General features: G+C 36.2%; 19 protein-coding genes. 12 read left to right on the forward strand and 7 right to left on the reverse strand.

Annotated elements, in window-relative coordinates:
- Positions 1-2 precede the first annotated feature (2 nt).
- Genes radA through panC form a run of 5 tightly spaced genes read right to left on the reverse strand, consistent with a single transcriptional unit; the run spans position 3 to position 4,800 of the window.
- Complete coding sequence (gene radA, locus IL45_RS10315) at positions 3-1,370, reverse strand: DNA repair protein RadA (protein WP_036583539.1); 1,368 nt, start codon at positions 1,368-1,370, stop codon at positions 3-5.
- The gene (locus IL45_RS10320) at positions 1,371-2,537 is read right to left on the reverse strand and encodes an alpha/beta hydrolase (protein ID WP_036583541.1); all 1,167 of its coding nucleotides are present in this window, start codon (positions 2,535-2,537) and stop codon (positions 1,371-1,373) included.
- Between the two features lie 31 nt (positions 2,538-2,568).
- Positions 2,569-3,552: a lysylphosphatidylglycerol synthase transmembrane domain-containing protein gene (locus IL45_RS10325; RefSeq protein ID WP_036583543.1), complete on the reverse strand. Its 984-nt coding sequence runs from the start codon at positions 3,550-3,552 to the stop codon at positions 2,569-2,571.
- A 6-nt stretch (positions 3,553-3,558) separates the two neighbouring features.
- Positions 3,559-3,909 carry an aspartate 1-decarboxylase gene (gene panD, locus IL45_RS10330; protein WP_036583545.1) on the reverse strand — a complete coding sequence of 117 codons (351 nt, stop codon included), beginning with the start codon at positions 3,907-3,909 and terminating at the stop codon, positions 3,559-3,561.
- A gap of 39 nt (positions 3,910-3,948) precedes the next feature.
- Positions 3,949-4,800 (reverse strand): pantoate--beta-alanine ligase, encoded by an 852-nt coding sequence (panC, locus tag IL45_RS10335; RefSeq protein WP_036583546.1) that lies wholly within the window; start codon positions 4,798-4,800, stop codon positions 3,949-3,951.
- 108 nt (positions 4,801-4,908) lie between these two features.
- Here panC and IL45_RS10340 point away from each other — a divergent pair, with 108 nt between their 5' ends.
- From IL45_RS10340 to IL45_RS10360, 5 genes are all read left to right on the forward strand, one after another.
- On the forward strand, positions 4,909-5,736 hold the full coding sequence (locus IL45_RS10340) for a glycogen/starch synthase (protein WP_036583549.1): 828 nt from the start codon (positions 4,909-4,911) through the stop codon (positions 5,734-5,736).
- On the forward strand, positions 5,714-7,315 hold the full coding sequence (locus tag IL45_RS10345; protein WP_036583551.1) for a DUF4270 domain-containing protein: 1,602 nt from the start codon (positions 5,714-5,716) through the stop codon (positions 7,313-7,315). The genes IL45_RS10340 and IL45_RS10345 overlap by 23 nt, the downstream gene beginning before the upstream one ends.
- 10 nt (positions 7,316-7,325) lie before the next feature.
- Positions 7,326-9,173 (forward strand): glutamine--fructose-6-phosphate transaminase (isomerizing), encoded by a 1,848-nt coding sequence (gene glmS / locus IL45_RS10350; RefSeq protein WP_036583553.1) that lies wholly within the window; start codon positions 7,326-7,328, stop codon positions 9,171-9,173.
- 230 nt (positions 9,174-9,403) lie between these two features.
- Positions 9,404-10,915 carry a F0F1 ATP synthase subunit beta gene (gene atpD / locus IL45_RS10355; RefSeq protein ID WP_036583555.1) on the forward strand — a complete coding sequence of 504 codons (1,512 nt, stop codon included), beginning with the start codon at positions 9,404-9,406 and terminating at the stop codon, positions 10,913-10,915.
- 72 nt (positions 10,916-10,987) lie between these two features.
- On the forward strand, positions 10,988-11,263 hold the full coding sequence (locus IL45_RS10360) for a F0F1 ATP synthase subunit epsilon (RefSeq protein ID WP_036583558.1): 276 nt from the start codon (positions 10,988-10,990) through the stop codon (positions 11,261-11,263).
- A gap of 86 nt (positions 11,264-11,349) precedes the next feature.
- On the opposite strand, the gene IL45_RS10365 is transcribed toward IL45_RS10360, so the two are convergent.
- Complete coding sequence (locus tag IL45_RS10365) at positions 11,350-11,775, reverse strand: ankyrin repeat domain-containing protein (RefSeq protein ID WP_036583560.1); 426 nt, start codon at positions 11,773-11,775, stop codon at positions 11,350-11,352.
- 214 nt (positions 11,776-11,989) lie between these two features.
- Between IL45_RS10365 and IL45_RS10370 the strand changes: the two genes are divergently transcribed.
- From IL45_RS10370 to IL45_RS10400, 7 genes are all read left to right on the forward strand, one after another.
- Positions 11,990-13,114, forward strand: a complete 1,125-nt coding sequence (locus IL45_RS10370) for an aminotransferase class I/II-fold pyridoxal phosphate-dependent enzyme (RefSeq protein WP_036583562.1) — start codon at positions 11,990-11,992, stop codon at positions 13,112-13,114.
- Positions 13,111-13,524: a hypothetical protein gene (locus IL45_RS10375; RefSeq protein ID WP_036583564.1), complete on the forward strand. Its 414-nt coding sequence runs from the start codon at positions 13,111-13,113 to the stop codon at positions 13,522-13,524. Before IL45_RS10370 ends, IL45_RS10375 begins: the two co-directional genes overlap by 4 nt.
- Positions 13,517-14,137 (forward strand): dethiobiotin synthase, encoded by a 621-nt coding sequence (bioD, locus tag IL45_RS10380; protein ID WP_036583566.1) that lies wholly within the window; start codon positions 13,517-13,519, stop codon positions 14,135-14,137. The genes IL45_RS10375 and bioD overlap by 8 nt, the downstream gene beginning before the upstream one ends.
- Positions 14,134-15,432 carry an adenosylmethionine--8-amino-7-oxononanoate transaminase gene (gene bioA / locus IL45_RS10385; protein ID WP_036583568.1) on the forward strand — a complete coding sequence of 433 codons (1,299 nt, stop codon included), beginning with the start codon at positions 14,134-14,136 and terminating at the stop codon, positions 15,430-15,432. Before bioD ends, bioA begins: the two co-directional genes overlap by 4 nt.
- A 57-nt stretch (positions 15,433-15,489) precedes the next feature.
- A complete protein-coding gene (locus IL45_RS10390) occupies positions 15,490-16,620 on the forward strand; it encodes a beta-ketoacyl synthase N-terminal-like domain-containing protein (protein ID WP_051788712.1) in 1,131 nt (376 codons plus the stop codon).
- Positions 16,621-16,685: 65 nt separating this feature from the next.
- Positions 16,686-17,774 carry a biotin synthase BioB gene (gene bioB / locus IL45_RS10395; RefSeq protein ID WP_036583571.1) on the forward strand — a complete coding sequence of 363 codons (1,089 nt, stop codon included), beginning with the start codon at positions 16,686-16,688 and terminating at the stop codon, positions 17,772-17,774.
- Between the two features lie 64 nt (positions 17,775-17,838).
- Positions 17,839-18,714, forward strand: coding sequence for a cupin-like domain-containing protein (locus IL45_RS10400; RefSeq protein ID WP_036583573.1), 876 nt, complete (start codon positions 17,839-17,841; stop codon positions 18,712-18,714).
- Here the strand turns inward: IL45_RS10400 and IL45_RS10405 are convergent.
- Positions 18,704-19,177, reverse strand: a complete 474-nt coding sequence (locus IL45_RS10405) for a regulatory protein RecX (protein ID WP_036583576.1) — start codon at positions 19,175-19,177, stop codon at positions 18,704-18,706. The two genes, IL45_RS10400 and IL45_RS10405, sit on opposite strands and share 11 nt — an antisense overlap.
- Positions 19,178-19,231 lie beyond the last annotated feature (54 nt).

The raw sequence follows: 19,231 nt of genomic DNA on the forward strand, positions 1-19,231 counted from the left end.
AATTATGAAAATAAATATTTAATTAAATCTTCAATTTTTGAAAAAGCTTGTACATCGGTACCTACTTCTTTAAACTTTTGTTTTGCCGGTGCAATAAACACTTTCTCAAATCCTAGTTTTGCGGCTTCATTAACACGCTGTTCCATGCGTGAAACAGGTCTTATTTCTCCACCTAGACCTACCTCTGCACTGAAACAATGTTGTGAAGAAAGTTCAATATCAAAGTTAGATGAAAGAATAGCGGCCACTACAGCAAGATCAATCGCTGGATCGTCTACAGTGATACCACCCGTTATATTTAAGAATACATCTTTTTGGCCTAGTTTAAAGCCAGCTCTTTTTTCTAATACGGCTAGAATCATGTTGAGACGCTTTAAGTTATATCCTGTAGCACTACGTTGAGGTGTTCCATATACAGCCGTACTCACTAATGCTTGAACTTCTATCATTAAAGGACGCATACCTTCCATAGTGGCAGCGATTGCAGTACCACTCAAACTAGTACCGCGTTGTGATATTAAGATTTCGCTAGGATTGATAACTTCACGTAAACCGTGACCCAACATTTCATAAATACCGATTTCATGTGTGCTTCCAAAGCGGTTTTTTAACGCGCGTAAAATTCTATAAGTATGATTGCGATCGCCTTCAAATTGCAATACTGTATCTACCATGTGCTCTAGTATTTTAGGTCCAGCGATGTTACCATCTTTAGTAATATGACCTATCAAAAGCACTGGTGTATTGGTCTCTTTGGCAAATTTTATAAGCTCGCTAGTACATTCCCTGATTTGAGATACGCTACCAGCGGTACTTTCTATAATCTCGGTTTGCAGAGTTTGTATAGAATCTATAATAAGTACCTCAGGTTGCATTTCTGTAATCTGACGGAAAATATTTTGAGTCTTAGTTTCAGTTAAAATGTAGCAGTTGGTCGCATCTTGTTTGATGCGATCTGCTCTCATTTTTATTTGCTGTGCACTTTCTTCTCCACTTACATATAACGTCTTATAAGGTAAATTAAGGCAAACTTGAAGCAATAAAGTTGATTTACCTATTCCAGGTTCACCACCTAATAAGGTTACAGAGCCAGGTACTAGTCCACCACCTAATACTCTATTAAACTCTGCATTTGTTGTATCTAAACGTGGCGTTTCAGTCACATCTATTTGAGTGATAAGTTGTGGTTGTGGAGTACGCTTTCGCGAAAGCGTATCGCCGCTAGTAGCATCCCAAGAAGGTTTCTTTTCTTTTTGAACAACCTCTTCAACTAGTGTGTTCCATTCCTTACACGTGGTACATTGTCCTTGCCAGCGTGCGTGTTGAGCGCCACAATTCTGGCAAAACCATGTTGTCTTTACTTTGGCCATTTATTTTTTTTCCTGAAGCATTTCTACCTTGTCCAGCACATCATCTTTTGTAATTCCTACAGCAGGTTCTAATGCATATGCTGCATTATATGATTTTATGGCGCGCTCTGGTCTACCTATTCCTTCATAACCTATTCCTTCTATAAAGCGACCATAAAGTTTTTCTGGATATTCTTTCATAGCAAGGTCTGCTACATCTATTAGTTCATCGTACTTCTTGTTGTCTATAAGGTGTTCTGCTACAGTTACGATATCTATTAGTCTGACTCTCATGTCGATACCGTAGACTTCCTTAATGTATTTGTATTTTTCAATTAGTGTTTCTATAGCATTTGCAGCGTTTTTAGTTTCTTTACCTTCTGCAGCCATATCAGCCGCTACAGCTTTATTTACTAAGGCGTCTTCATCGATAAGTTTATACTCTTCAAAAATATAATTCAGCCCGCGTGGTATGGCATGTGCGCCTAGTCCGTATTTATCAACGCCTTCTATCTTCTCATATAGCAAATGCACGTTTTTACGGTTTTCTAGTAATGAGTCCACTTGTGTGGTAAACATATTATCGGTTGTGCTTAGCTTTTCTGGTGTGGCAACATAGTAGTAATTATAGCTTTCTAATTGTGAAATTTTACTCACCAGATTATCTGTTATTAAAGTTGAGTAATCTGGATCTATATTGAGGTAAGCGTCAAAAGCAACTTTTTTACGCATTAAAAAATAGGTAGCTAGATTTGCAGTGACATCTTTACCTATAATTACTGTAAATGGTGCGATACGATATTCTTCTTTCATAGTTTCAACAACCTCCATGATAAAGTCCATAAAGTCTGCGCTTTGTGATTCTGGCAAGCCACTTTCGCGATTGATTGCGGTTTCATCATAACGACTTTTACGCTGGTTAATTCCTAAAACAAAACTTTCTGGTATTTGATCCCAATAGGATAGGTAATCTACATTACCTGCAACAGGTTCAAAAAGATAATCACCATCTAGGACCACAATTAATGGATATGTTTTTTCAGGATTCTCAGCATAGTTACGTGGTTTAAGCACCTTAATATTGCGTTCCGTACCTAACACATCGCTAGGGTATGCTCTATAAAAAGCTTGTGAGAATAGAGTATTGCAGGTAAATAACAATATGATGAAAGCGATAAAATGTTTCATTGTAAGAAAATTTTTGGAACGGAATTTACAATTATTTAGCCGAAACACTATTTTTTATAGAAAGCATTACAAATGATACTATACCGTAAACTAGAACTAGTACTGTTTGTGAGGTCCACAGGATCCAACCTAGTGACGTTCCTAAGGTGTCTGCCACGTCAAATAGCAAAAGGACCTGTGCTATAAAATAGGGATAAGCACCAAAACCGCCGTTTGTAAACGCGACGGCAAAACTACCTGCTACGAATGCACTTAAAATTCCGCTAATAGGTATAGAGGTTGTGCCTGGAATGGCAAAAATACTGACGTAAAACATTAATAAATACATGGTCCATATAAATAATGTATGAGCTAGGTAAAGCCATTTTTGCTGCATGGTCCATATCGTATTAAAACCATCTTTAAGACCGCTGATAAAGTTTTTTAGTTTTTGAAATGGTTTTATGTATCTAAATAATACAACTACAATGACGGTAAAGATTAGCGCAATTATTCCATAGATAATAATTGTTGAAGATTCTGCTTTCGCGAAAGCAGTATTTAAACGTTCTTTAAAGAAGTCAATGATAACAGTGCCTGACACTAATAAAGCGGTAGCTGTGATGATTAATAGAATAATAAAATCGAGAACACGCTCTGCTATTATAGTACCTATAGCTTTATCTACTGGTACGTTATCTACTCTATTTACAACAACTGCACGAGCTACTTCACCACTGCGAGGTATTATTAAATTCATAGCATATCCTGTGCCAATAGCCATCACATTAGTAAGAAAAGCTGGTTGATGCCCTATTGCTTTAAGCATATAGTTCCATCGCCATGCTCTAGATAGGTGACTCAAAAAGGATAGTGAAACTCCTAGAACAATCCAGCTATAGTTTGCATCAATCAAATAAGATTTTATCTCTTCAATTTGATTTTCAGTAAACTGAGTGTAAGAGATATAAATTAAAAATATACCTAGCGCAAGCGGTAATACTATTTTTAATGCTTTGAGAGATGCTTTTTTCAAGCTGATTTATGATAAGGTGTTATCCTCTTCATTAGGGAAAAGTAGTGTTGGTTTAAAAGCACGAGCTTCTTCCATCGTCATTTGAGCATAACAGATAAGGATAAGCACATCACCAGGAGCTACTTTTCTTGCTGCTGCTCCATTAAGAGTGATTTCTCCGCTACCTCTCGGCCCAGGAATGGCATAGGTCTCTAAGCGGTTACCGTTATTATTATTAACAATTTGAACTTTTTCACCTTCAACTATATTTGCACCATCCATTAGATCTTCATCAATGGTGATACTGCCTATGTAATTTAGGTCTGCACCGGTTACTTTAACTCGGTGAATTTTGGATTTTACTACTGTAATTAACATGTTGCAAAGATACGATTTGTAATTATTTAAAAATCATTATTATGATAAACGCATATTATCAATTAATCTTACACCTTCTAAATGGGCAACTATAAAAGCTCTATAGGTGTGTTTATGGTATTTACGTTTTACAGGGACTAGAGTTTCTTCACTTGCGATAGTAAAATATTCTAATTCTAGATTTTTATTTTCTGTATACAACTTTTGTACCATTTCAACAGTATCATTAATACTGTGGTTTTTGAAATGTTCTTTAGCTTTTTCTAGAGATTGTATAATGAAAATTGCTTCTTTCCTGGCTTTAGGACTTAATCTTTCATTGCGAGAGCTCATTGCTAGTCCGTTCATTTCTCTTTTTATGGGGCAGCCTATGATTTGAATAGGTAAATGGAGTTTTTCTACTAGTTTCTTGACTATTTGTAACTGTTGAAAGTCTTTCTCGCCAAAATAAGCATGATCTGGTTGTACTTTTTGAAATAAGAATTCTAGAATGGTTCCTACTCCATCAAAATGACCTGGTCTATTAGCACCTTCCATTACCTGCTCTAATCCATCATATTTATAAGATTTTGCGACTGTGCTATTACCATATATATCCTCAACGTGAGGAGTGTATATAATTACCTTGGATTTATCAAAATGTTTATAGATTAGATCGATATCATTATCAACCGTTCTAGGATACTTACTTAAATCGCTGGCATTATCAAACTGGGTAGGGTTTACAAAAATAGACACAACGAGAACGTCGTTAGATTTCATTGCTTCCTGCATTAAAGAAATATGTCCAGCATGAAGAGCTCCCATGGTAGGAACAAATCCGATTCTAAGACTTTCATTTTTAAGGCTTTCAATCTGTGAGCTTAATTCTTTATGGGTTTGAAGTACCATAGGGATATAGGTTTGGACAATGCTACAAACATAAGGTTAAACCATGAAAGTGCAAGAAATTGTGTATTTTTGCAACTTGCTAAAAGTTAGGCATCAATAAAACAATTTATGAAGGAAAAAAGAGTCCTGTACGTATCCTCAGAAGTTATCCCTTATTTACCAGAAACTGAAGCATCCTCGATGTCCTATTTTAGTCCTAAAATGGTGAATGATCGTGGAGGTCAGATCAGAATATTTACACCTCGTTTCGGAAATATTAACGAGCGCAGACACCAATTGCATGAAGTAATCCGTTTAAGTGGAATGAATCTAATCATTAATGATTTAGATATGCCACTAATCATTAAAGTGGCTTCTATTCCTAAGGAAAGAATGCAGGTTTACTTTATAGATAATGAAGATTATTTTAAGCGTAAGGCGACGCTTACAGATGAGGATGGTAACATGTTTGATGATAATGATGAGCGTGCTATCTTTTTTGCCAAAGGAGTCATTGAAACAGTTAAGAAATTAAATTGGGCGCCAGATATTATTCACGTGCACGGATGGTTAGCCGGACTACTGCCATTGTACATAAAGAATTATTATGGTAATGATCCATTATTTGAAGATAGTAAAATAGTTACCTCGGTATATAATCAATCCTTTGAAGGAACGTTAGATACTGAAATGATAGATAAACTAAGATTTGATGCATTGGATGATGATGCTGTAACTGAGTTTGAGGAGCCTTCATATGTTAATATAATGAAGAATGCTGTTAGGTTTAGTGATGGGATTATTAAAGCTAGTGAGGATTTAGGCGAGGAGTTAGATTCTTATATCGACTCTGTTGATAAGCCTGTTTTGGAATTCCATTCTCATGAAGAATTTGCAGATGCTTATGAAGGATTCTATCTTAACGATATTTTAAATGAAAAAGAAAATGATGAGTAAAATGAAACGTGTTGCTATGAACGTTTCAATTGTTGCAGGTTTAATTTTAGGATTAGCTGCGTGTGATAACGAGTTAAATACAATCGGGAGTGACATACTAGGAGCAGATCAGTTAAATGATCGAATCAAAAAACAAGAATTTGATGTAGTTGCATTTAATGAGTTATTAGGCCCTGTACAGACTAATAATTTTGGATCTTTTCCTTTTGGAGTCTATAATGACCCAGTTTATGGAAGAACTAGTTACGACTTTGTTAGTCAGGTTAATTTAGCTTTTACCGATCCAGATTTTGGTGATAATATTGTATTAGATAGTGTTGTGCTTCAAATACCATATTATTCTACAATAGAAACTGTTGTAGGTGAGGTAACTACTTATAGTATTGATTCATTATATGGTACGATGGAAAATGGATTGGAAATTTATGAAAATAAATATTTCTTAAATAGTTTTGATGTAGATGACGTTACCAATCCTGCGGTGTATTATTCGGATCTTAAGCCTACCATAGAGTCTAATTTAGGACCTCTGATTTATTCTGATGACAATTTTTTTCCGAATGAAGAAGAATCAATAGAGTTAGCATTAGATGACGTTGTTAGCAGTAGGTCTGCTCCAAGGTTAAGGGAGCGTATTGATCTAACACCAGCTAGTTCAGCATACTGGAGGTCTTTAATAATAGATCAGGAAGGTCAACCAGCTCTTCAGAGCGCTAGTGATTTTCAAAATTACTTTAGAGGATTGTATTTTAAATTATCTGGATTTACCGGTAATGGTCATATGGTTCATTTTAACCTAAACGATGCTGATATCAAACTGTATATAAGATCAGAATTTGATGATGATAGTGATATAGATAACGACCCTACTACAACGACCATAGAAATTGAAAGTATCGTTGAATTAAATTTTGATGGTAATAAAGTAGGTTTTATAAACAACGAGTTAGATCCAGCAATCGTTTCGTCAATACAATCAGCAAATGATAACGTTAGTGGTGAAGAGAGATTATATCTAAAAGGTGGTGAAGGTTCAGTAGTTTTAATTGATTTATTTGGGCCTGATGTAGATATGAATGGAGAAGCAGATGCTTTAACTCAGGTAATAGCTGATGATTGGATTATTAATGATGCCTCACTTACATTCTATGTAGATCAGTCAGAGGTTGTTGCTGGTAGTACTGAACCGGAGCGTATTATACTTTATAATTATGATGACAAAACTGTGCTTATAGATTATGTTCTTGATAATTCATCCTTAAGGACTAATCATTTAGGTGTTTTAGAAAGAGTTGATGAAGATGACGATACTTCTCAAGGTATTCAATATAAGATAAGATTGACAGAACACATTAATAGTATTATTAGTGGTGATATAGAGAATGTTCGTCTTGGTCTAGCTGTGACACAAAATGTTAGTTCAATTTCTGGTGCTCAAGTAAAAAATCCTAATGTAGTAGAAGAAATCCTGACTGGATCTGCTATATCTCATGAGGGAACAGTTTTGCATGGTAATCTTTCAAATGATGCTGATAAGCGTCTTAAATTAGAGATTTACTATTCAGAAACAATCAATTAAATAGAAAATTATGTGTGGAATCGTAGGTTACATAGGACATCGTGACGCTTATCCTATTGTTTTAAATGGTCTTAAAAGACTTGAATATAGAGGTTATGATAGTGCTGGGATTGCTATTTATGATGGTACAGATCTTAAGTTTTCAAAAACCAAAGGTAAAGTTGCTGATCTAGAGGCAAAGTTAGAATCAGAGGTTAGTACTAATGGTACTATCGCAATAGGTCATACACGATGGGCTACACATGGTGTGCCTAATGATGTTAATTCTCATCCTCATTTTTCTAATAGTGGTGACCTTGTAATTATACACAATGGTATAATTGAAAACTATCAACCTCTTAAGACAGAGTTGATGAATAGAGGATTTACTTTTCAATCAGATACAGATACAGAGGTATTAGTAAATCTAATAGAGGATGTAAAGACTAAAGAAAAAGTAAAATTAGGTAAGGCGGTTCAAATAGCTTTAAATCAGACTATAGGAGCTTATGCAATTGCCGTGTTTGATCGTAATAAGCCTAATGAGATTGTAGTAGCTCGCTTAGGGTCTCCTCTTGCAATAGGAGTCGGTGAAAACGAATTCTTCATAGCTAGTGACGCGTCTCCTTTTATTGAGTTTACTAAAGAAGCTATTTATTTAGAAGACGGTGAGATGGCTGTTGTGCGTACTCACAAGGATATGAAAATCCGTAAAATACATGATGACTCATTAGTAGATCCGTACATACAGGAATTACAAATGAATCTTGAGCAGATTGAAAAAGGTGGTTACGATCACTTTATGCTTAAAGAAATTTATGAGCAACCTCAGGCTATTAGAGATACCTTCAGAGGTAGAATGTTAGTAGATCAAGGCCTAATTAAGATGGCTGGTATTGATGATCATATAGATAAGTTTTTAAATGCTAGGCGTATATTGATTGTAGCTTGTGGTACATCATGGCACGCAGGTCTTGTGGCAGAATATATCTTTGAAGATCTTGCAAGAATACCTGTAGAAGTAGAATACGCGTCAGAGTTTAGGTATAGGAATCCTGTTATTGATAAGGATGATATATTAATTGCTATTTCTCAAAGTGGAGAAACAGCAGATACAATGGCTGCTATAAAGATGGCTAAAGATAAAGGAGCTTTCGTTTTTGGAGTTTGTAATGTGGTAGGTAGTTCCATCTCTCGTGAGGCGCATGCAGGAGCTTATACTCATGCAGGACCAGAAATAGGTGTTGCTTCTACTAAGGCTTTTACAACTCAAATTACGGTCCTAACACTTATCGCATTACAGTTAGCAAAGAAAAAAGGTAAGATTTCGACTAGTGACTTCCATAGATATCTACAAGAATTAGATACAATTCCTGAAAAAGTAGAAAAAGCTCTCGGTTCTAACGATCATATCGAGAAAATAGCTGCGATATATAAAGATGCACCTAATTGTTTATACTTAGGACGTGGATTTAACTTTCCAGTTGCGCTAGAAGGAGCTCTTAAGCTTAAAGAGATCAGTTATATTCATGCAGAAGGTTATCCAGCTGCAGAGATGAAACATGGGCCTATTGCTTTGATTGATGAGCAAATGCCAGTTGTTGTAATCGCGACCCGTAAAGGGCATTATGAAAAGGTGGTCAGTAATATTCAGGAAATTAAATCTCGTAGCGGTAAGATAATAGGTATCGTTACAGAAGGAGATGTTGATGTGCGTGATCTTGCAGATCACGTAATAGAGGTGCCTGATACTATAGAGTTTATGACACCTTTATTAACCACTATACCATTACAATTATTATCTTATCATATAGCAGTAATGTTAGATAAAAACGTGGATCAACCACGTAATCTAGCGAAATCTGTTACGGTAGAATAGTAGGTAGATGACCAAAGATATAAGTAGAAACCACCTAAGAGATTAGGTGGTTTTTTATTACGCTTTCGCGTAAGCGTGATTCAACAATCCTAGTTGTAATCCAATAGATTTTTGAGCTTATAAAAAAATTGAAAATTCTGATGTCTATATAATTAGGAAAGCAGTATCTTTGCGCCACTGAAAAAAGGCTTTTTGAAGCCGTATCTTTTTAAGTTTAAAAACATTATATAATGTCTCAAATTACAGGTAGCGTTTCACAAATCATCGGTCCGGTGGTTGACGTAACATTTGACAGTGCACAAGGGGCACTTCCTAAAATTTATGATTCTCTTGAAGTAGAACTTAATGGTAACCTTCTAGTTTTAGAAGTGCAGTCTCATATCGGTGAGAATACTGTAAGAACCATTTCTATGGATTCAACAGATGGTCTTTCACGTGGAACCGCTGTTAAATCTACAGGGAACCCTATTAAAATGCCTATTGGAGATGACGTTTATGGTCGTCTTTTTAATGTTATCGGTGATGCGATTGATGGTTTAGGTAACCTTCCTAAAACAGGAGATGATGGTTTATCTATCCACAGATCAGCGCCAGCATTTGAGGATCTTTCAACATCTACAGAAGTACTTTTTACTGGTATTAAAGTAATCGATCTTATTGAACCTTATGCAAAAGGTGGTAAAATTGGACTGTTCGGTGGAGCTGGAGTAGGTAAAACAGTATTGATTCAAGAATTGATTAATAACATTGCAAAAGGTCACGGTGGACTTTCAGTATTTGCTGGAGTTGGTGAGCGTACACGTGAAGGGAATGACCTTCTACGTGAGATGTTAGAATCTGGAATTATAAAATATGGAGATGCATTCATGCACTCTATGGAAGAAGGTGGATGGGATTTACAAAAGGTAGATAAGGAAATCATGAAAGATTCAAAAGCGACATTCGTTTTTGGTCAGATGAATGAGCCGCCAGGAGCACGTGCACGTGTTGCACTTTCTGGACTTACTATTGCTGAGTATTTCCGTGATGGAGCTGGAGATGGACAAGGGAAAGACGTACTTTTCTTCGTTGATAACATTTTCCGTTTTACTCAAGCAGGTTCTGAGGTATCTGCACTTCTAGGTCGTATGCCATCTGCGGTAGGATATCAGCCTACACTAGCTACTGAGATGGGAGCGATGCAAGAACGTATTACTTCAACAAAGAAAGGATCTATTACATCTGTACAAGCGGTATACGTACCTGCAGATGACCTTACGGATCCAGCACCAGCAACAACATTTGCTCACCTTGATGCGACTACAGTATTATCACGTAAAATTGCAGAATTAGGTATTTACCCAGCGGTAGATCCACTAGACTCTACATCTCGTATTCTTACTGCAGACATCTTAGGAAAAGAGCACTATGAGTGCGCACAAAACGTAAAAGAATTATTACAGCGTTATAAAGAACTTCAAGATATCATTGCTATCTTAGGTATGGAAGAGTTATCTGAAGAAGATAAACTTGCAGTAAGCCGTGCACGTCGTGTACAACGTTTCTTATCTCAGCCATTCCACGTAGCAGAGCAATTTACTGGTCTTAAAGGTGTGTTAGTTGACATTAAAGATACTATCAAAGGATTTAATATGATTATGGACGGTGAGTTAGATCACTTACCAGAAAGTGCATTTAACCTTAAAGGTACTATTGAAGAAGCAATTGAGGCAGGAGAAAAAATGCTTGCTGAGGTATCATAAATCAAACAATGGCAGTCGCGGTAATTAAAGGATTATCGCGACTGTTTTATTGTAATTGAAAAGTAAACAAAGATGATTTTAGAAATAGTAACACCAGAGCAAACTCTTTTTAGCGGTACTGTTGAATCTGTATCGGTTCCTGGTATAAGTGGACAATTCCAAATGCTGGATAATCACGCACCTGTTGTTTCATTATTAGTAAAAGGAGCTGTAAAGATTTTTGGTAAAGTAGAACTAGAAGAGACGGTTGCGTCTTTATTTACCAAAGAAGATGGAACTACTAATTTTCACATCACTGGTGGAGTTATAGAAATGAAAGATAATAAAGCAATCGTATTAGCTGACTAATACTTTACTTTATAAGATATTAAAAAAGCCTCGATTCTTATGAATCGAGGCTTTTTTAGTTTAACACCAGTAAGTACTAAACTCTTTTATTTCAAAAGCTTTTGTATAGCTGCTGCATTATTTCCAGTTGCATAATCCATTGCAGTTTTTCCGTCTAATTTTAAAGACTTATCAGCTCCAGCGTCTAATAACATAGACACTAAGTGTGGACGTCCCATTTGAACAGCGGTCATTAAGGGCGTCATATTATTACATGTATTGTTAATATCGATATTCTTTTGAGTAATTAAAAACTGTAAAACATCTGCACTGTCCATTTGAATGGCTAGTTGAGCAAGTGAAGAAGTGGATTTACCAACCTCATAACAAGTATCCTTGTTACTGTCTGTAACTAAGCTATTAATGGCTGTGGTGTCGTCGTTCTTAAGAGCTTTGGTAAGATCCATGCTCAATGTTTGTGCACTTGCTAGAGTTCCTAAACATAATGCCACTATAAATATTGCTTTTTTCATCGTGTTGTTATTAATGTGATGCTAATATAAGATTTTTTTAAAGGACACAAAATCAATTAGCTCTGTACTCAAGATTATCAATAGGTTCAAATGTATAGCATTGAATAGCTAGACTAGTGCAGTTAAGTAATGTCTAGTAAAAAGATGGACTGTCTATGGTTCATATTCCATAATAACTATGATTCGATAACAGATTACTCCTTACTTTTGCCACATGCTACCAGATAAACTCATACGCAAACTAGGCATGCGACACTTCTCAGGAAATATGCGCAGACTTAAATCGCACAACAATCTTATAGATTTTGCATCTAATGATTACCTGGGTTTTTCAAAAATCCCTATGGTTGAGGAGTCTACCTTACTACATGGCGCCACCGGTTCTAGATTGTTATCTGGACATAGTAAAGCATTTGATACATTAGAAAATCGTATCGCTCATTTTCATAAATCAGAAAATGCACTCATTTTTAACTCTGGTTATGACGCAAATCTAGGTTTAATAAGTAGTGTTGCGCAGCGTGGCGATTTAATTTTATATGATGAGTTAGTACATGCCAGTATTAGGGATGGTATTCAACTTTCGATGGCACGTTCCCTTAAATTTCGACATAATGATATTGATCACTTAAAAATATTACTAGATAAATTCGGAAAAGGTGAACAACTAGAGGTTTATGTGATCACTGAATCTGTTTTTTCAATGGATGGTGATCAAGCACCACTAGAAGAATTAACTCAGCTTACTAAAAAAATGAATAATGCTTATCTTATTGTTGATGAGGCACACGCTTTAGGTGTTATAGGTCATAATGGTGAAGGTCTCGTACAGTATTTAGGATTAGAAGATCAAGTTTTTGCTAGGGTTGTGACATATGGTAAGGCGTTAGGTTGTCATGGTGCTTCCATATTAGGTAGTAGTGATTTAGTACAATACTTGATTAATTTTTGTCGCACATTCATTTATACCACAGCATTACCGCCACATGCTCTTTTAACTATTAATGCTGGTTATGAGCATCTCGAGAATCAGCATGTACATATAAAAAAATTACAAATTTTAATACAGCAGTTCAATAAACTAGTGGTGCAAAGTGGATTGCGATTACGCTTTCGCGAAAGCGAGACCGCCATACAAGTTTGTATTATACCAGGTAACAAGAATGTAAGAAAAGTGGCTGGTCAATTGCAACACAAAGGATATGATGTAAGAGCCATTTTATCACCTACTGTACCAGAAGGTCAAGAGCGATTAAGGTTATGTCTACATAGTTATAACACTATTGATGACTGTGAATATGTCCTTGAAACCATTGCAAAATCTCTGAAAAAGAAATGAGCAAATTTAGAACAATAGCTGTATTTGCTTATCCTGCAGAGGCTGCAGTCATTAAATCTAAACTAGAAAGCGAAAATATCTCAGTTTTTTTAAGAGATGAGTTTACCATTGCTACAGATCCGTTTGCCACTAATGCGATAGGTGGTGTAAAAATGGATGTATACAAAGAAGATTATATTAAAGCTATAGGGCTTATTGAAAAATCAAACCCTGAAATTACACAACGTATTACTCATCTGGTAATATGTCCTAAATGTAAAAAAAGAGCCGTAAGAGAACAAGGTGATGTGATGACAGCAACTACCTTTGCAGAACGATTAAAAGCAGTGCTCTTAAGCATTTTTCCTTTCTCAAGCGATAAGCATTATAAATGTATGAACTGCTCCCATAAATTTGATCTTAATGAATAGTTATTTTATAACAGGAATAAGTACAGATGTAGGTAAAACGCTGGTGGCGGCTGCAATTACTCAAGCGTTAGAGGCAGACTATTGGAAACCTATACAAAGCGGTGGAATAGAGCATTCGGACCGTATGGAAGTGCAGCGATTGATCTCAAATAATGATACTGTGTTTCATAAAGAGCGGTATTTTTTAGAAACACCTATGAGTCCGCATGAAGCTGCTGCTATTGATGGTATTACGATAGAATTAGAAGAGATTAAAAGACCGCAAACGGAAAACAATATGGTCATTGAAGGCGCTGGCGGACTGTTAGTTCCTTTAAATGATAAACACACGATTATAGATTTAATTCAGCCATCGGATAAGGTAATTCTAGTTAGTTCTGGTTATTTAGGTAGTATCAATCATACCTTATTGAGTATTGAAGTTTTAAGGTCTCGTGGTCTATCGTGTGCTGGTATAATTTATAATCAGGTTGAGTTATCAGGAACTATAGAGATTATTGAAAAAATGACTGGTGTTCCTACTATTGCTCATTTATCTTATATAGACTCATTAAATAATGATAGTGTTGCAGCAGTTGCCAGTACGATGAGAGAAAAGCTATTAGCATTATGACATTAGAAGAGCTTCAAAAACTAGATGCCCAGCATATATGGCATCCATTAACACAGCACAAAACTGCAAATAGTCCTCTTGCGATAAAAAAGGCGCAAGGGAACTATCTGTTTGATATGGCTGGTAAGACCTATTTTGATGCGATTTCAAGTTGGTATACTTGTAGCTATGGTCATACTAATCCAGTGCTAACTCAAGCAATTAAAAAACAAGTTGATGAATTACATCATGTTGTATTTGCAGGAATGACTCACGAACCTGCTGCGCAGTTATCTAAGAAACTGATCGGTATCTTACCGGATAATCAACAGAAATTATTCTTTTCAGAGAATGGTTCTACTAGTGTAGAGATTGCTCTAAAGATGGCTTTTCAATATCATTTCAACCGTGGAGAAAAACGTAATGTAGTAATAGCCTTAGAAAATGGCTTTCACGGCGATACTTTTGGAGCTATGAGCGCCAGTGGCTTATCTGTTTATAATGGACCATTTGAAGATTTTTTTATAGATGTTAAACGCATACCAGTCCCTACAGAGGAAAATTTAAGCGAAGTTCTCTACCTAATTGATGAACTGACAACTCAAAATCAAGTAGCCTCTTTTATATATGAACCATTAGTACAAGGTGCTGCTGCCATGCAAATGCACCAGCCAGAACATCTTTGTCAAGTCTTAAAATGTTTCCAAGAAAAAGGAGTTTTAACAATTGCAGATGAAGTGATGACTGGTTTTGGTAAAACAGGCTACAATTTTGCAAGTGAAGCGATGCTTAACAAGCCAGACATGATGTGCCTTTCTAAAGCACTAACTGGCGGTATTATGCCTATGGCTATTACCACTTGTACAAAAAAGGTTTATGATGCCTTTTATGATGATGAGCTAGCGCGTGGTTTTTTTCATGGGCATACTTATTCAGGGAATCCTCTGGGATGTGCTGTTGCCGCCGCCGCTATCGACCTCTTAACATCTGATGCTATTCAAGAGAACATTCAATTAATCACTCAATCTCATAAAAAACATATTAAGGTTTATCAATCACATAACGCAGTTGATTCAGTACGTTCATGTGGTGTCATTTTAGCAATTGATCTTGCTATAGAAATGGAACGTTATGGAAGTAAACGTAATGAGATTTTTCAATGGTTTATGAATCATGGAATTTTCTTGAGGCCATTAGGGAAGACCATTTACATTGTGCCTCCATTTACAACATCACCGCAAGAGTTAGAGTTACTTTATAAAGCCCTACTGGTATTCCTGGATGAAATGACTTCAAAAAAAGCCCAATTTTTATAGCCTTTTACTCGGTTTTAAACTTAAGTATGGGCATTTTTGCAATAGAATAAAATAAGATTGAAAAACCCAATTTATATTAACGGATCTGGTGTGGTATCACCATTATCTTCCGCAGGTTTTAGTAGTGATTCTTCTGCTATTTTAGTTTCCGGTAATGATCTTGTTGCGCCTATTAGCGATTTACATGATGTTAGAATAAAAGAACTTCAGGCAGAATCTAAATGGTATAGTCAATTAGATCGATCTGTTTTATTGGCCATTTTAGCCGCTAGAGAATTTAAAGTTCCTGTAGGTAAGATAGGAATCAATATAGGTTCTTCTCGCGGTGCTACTCGTGTCTGGGAAGAAAGTTATACACGCTTTCGCGAAAGCGGAATAGCAACAACACAATCCTCTCCATTAACCACATTAGGAAATATATCTACATGGATAGCACAAGACCTAGGAGTGGACGCTACTGCGTTTTCACATTCTATAACCTGTGCTACGGCATCACATGCAGTACTTAATGCTATCGCATGGATAGAAAGTGATATGGTAGATCAATTTATAGTAGGTGGATCAGAAGCTCCTTTAACGCCGTTTACCATAGCGCAAATGAAAGCGTTACGTATTTATGCCACTCAAGAAAGTGCTTATCCTTGTAAAGCATTAGATTTAGACAAGACTGGTAATACTATGGTATTGGGAGAAGCTGCTGCTTGTTATTTGCTTTCTAGAAAAGTTACTGAAAATACACAGGCAAAAATAATAGGTTACGGAGCAGCTATTGAAAAATTGAGTAGTGCAACATCAGTTTCTATGAATGGTCTGTGTTTACAAGAGTCCATGAAACGAGCGATGGGTGATATAGCTCTAGAAGAAGTTGATGCAATTGTCACGCACTCACCAGGTACCATAAAGGGTGATATGGCTGAGTTTGCTGCAATACAAGAGGTTTTTGGAGATGACTATCCAACATTGTGTAATAATAAATGGCAGTTAGGTCATTCACTAGGTGCTAGTAGTGCGTTAAGTATAGCTATGGCGCTTGAAATGTTTGATAAATCAACCTTATTTACTATTCCTTACTTAGAATCTACCTTTACAAATCCTAGAGGCAAAGAGGTGAATCCACAAAAAATATTGATTAATGCAACAGGTTTTGGCGGTAATGCGGTGAGCCTATTGTTAGAAAAACATATATAAATAAAAGGCGTTGGGTAGGTAAGTAAGATTGACTTTTCTATTTTTACGCTGTATATAGAACGATTATGAGACACGACTGGACTAAAGAAGAAGTTTTAGAAATATATAACAAGCCATTAATGCACCTTTTATATGAGGCGGCAACAATTCATAGAGAATCACATAACCCTAACCAGGTACAGGTCTCTACATTATTATCTATAAAAACGGGTGGATGTCCTGAAGATTGTGGTTATTGCCCACAAGCAGCTCGCTATCATACTGATGTAGAAGGAAATGACTTGATGTCTGTTCAACAGGTAAAAGCACAAGCTTTACGCGCTAAATCTAGTGGTAGTTCTCGTGTATGTATGGGAGCAGCATGGAGAAATGTAAAGGATGGACCAGAATTTGACCAAGTATTGGAAATGGTGCGTACAATTAACAAACTAGACATGGAAGTTTGTTGTACACTAGGAATGATTACAGAAAATCAAGCTCACAGACTTGCTGAGGCTGGATTATATGCATATAATCACAACTTAGATAGTAGTGAAGAGTATTATAAAGAAGTGATCTCTACACGAGGTTATCAAGATCGTCTAGATACTATCGATAACGTGCGTAAAACTAACGTAACGGTTTGTAGTGGTGGAATTATAGGGATGGGAGAAAGTGCTGAAGATCGTGCAGGAATGTTAGTGGCATTAGCAAGCTTAAGTCCGCAACCAGAAAGTACTCCTATCAATGCATTAGTCGCTGTAGAAGGAACGCCGCTAGAAGAACAACAACCAGTTTCTATATGGGATATGGTACGCATGGTAGCTACTACTCGTATTGTAATGCCGCAAACGCAGGTTCGTTTAAGCGCTGGACGTACACAAATGACTAGAGAAGGACAGGCAATGTGTTTCTTTGCAGGTGCTAACTCCATATTTGCTGGTGATAAATTATTAACGACGCCTAATCCTGATGTAAATGAGGATATGGAAATGTTTAAGCTTCTAGGTTTAGAACCTATGAAACCTTTTGTGAAAAAAGCACAACCAGAAACAGTGGAAGCTCAATATTCTGAATATAAAGCATTAGGTGAAAAGCCTAAATGGACGCGCCCAGATCATAAAATAGAGCGTAATGAAGAGGCAAAACTCGCTGCAAAAGCAGCAAAAAGCTAGTTCTGCCAGTATTTTAAGTGCTATTTCCATAAACTGGATAGATTAATTTTACGTTATATCTTCTATGCAGCAATTGAATTTGAAAGACATACCTCGAGTTAGGACAATGAGTAAAGAAGATTTTGTTAAAAATCATCTCAAACCTCAGCGTCCTGTTGTCATAGAAAAACTAACAGAAGACTGGCCAGCTTATCAAAAATGGAATCTAGAATATATCAAGGAAGTTGCAGGAGATAAAACAGTGCCGCTGTATGATGACAGACCAGTAAAGCATGATGAAGGTTTTAATCAGGCTCATGCAGAAATGAAAATGGCAGATTATGTGGACCTGCTTAAAAGCAAGCCTACTAACTTCAGGATTTTCTTGTATAATATATTAAGTGAGGTTCCTATTCTTCAAGGTGATTTTAAGTTCCCAAAACTAGGCATGAGGTTAATTAAAGGCTTGCCTATGATGTTCTTTGGTGGTACAGATTCAAGAGTCTTTATGCACTATGATATTGATTTTACTAACATATTGCATTTTCACTTTCATGGTAAAAAGCGCTGTATCATTTTTCCACCAGATCAGAGTAAGTTTCTTTATCGAGTGCCACACTCATTAATAGCACGAGAAGATATAAATTTTACTGATCCAGATTTTGAAAAGTGGCCTGCTTTAAAACAAGCACAAGGTTATGTATGTGAATTAAATCATGGTGAAATGCTCTATATGCCAGAAGGTTACTGGCATTTTATGCATTATCTAACGCCAGGTTTTTCTATAAGTTTGCGCAGCTATCCACGCAAGTTAAAAAATCTAGGGAAGGCATTATATAATTTAGGATTCATGAGGTATTATGATAACTACATGCGTCGTAAAAAAGGACAAGACTGGATTGATTATAAAAATGAGCAAGCTGTAACACGTACTCATAAAAAGCTAAATATTAAGAAATAAGCTCTTTTACCTTATCATACACTAAATCTCCTTCCCAACCTCTGTATAAAAGATAGTCGGCTAGTTTCTTACGTTTGCGATATTTATCTTTTTCACTATGTAGTTGTTCATAACGCTTTCGCGAAAGCGTATCAAATGAAACCTCATATTCTTCAGGAGTAATTTCTTGTAAAGCAATTTTGATATTACGTTCTCCTATTTTGCGCAATTTGAGTTCGCGTATAATTCTATTACGTCCCCAATGTTTATAGCGAAATTTTCCTCTCGCATAGCTTTGAGAGAAACGAGTTTCGTTTAAAAAATTATGCTGTATCAGATGTGGTATGATTTCATCTATCGCGAGTTGAATCATTCCCATCTTACGCAATTTATCTTCTACCTCTTTATGACAGCGTTCTTGATAGACACAATAGCGTTCTATAGCACGAGTGGCTTGTTCAACGGTAAAAGTTTCTTGTTGCATATTGCAAAGATAGTATTATGTAAATAGTATCTAAGTAGCTGTGTTATATAAAAA

This window comes from Nonlabens ulvanivorans (assembly GCF_000732625.1).
In the GTDB taxonomy this organism is placed as follows: domain Bacteria; phylum Bacteroidota; class Bacteroidia; order Flavobacteriales; family Flavobacteriaceae; genus Nonlabens; species Nonlabens ulvanivorans.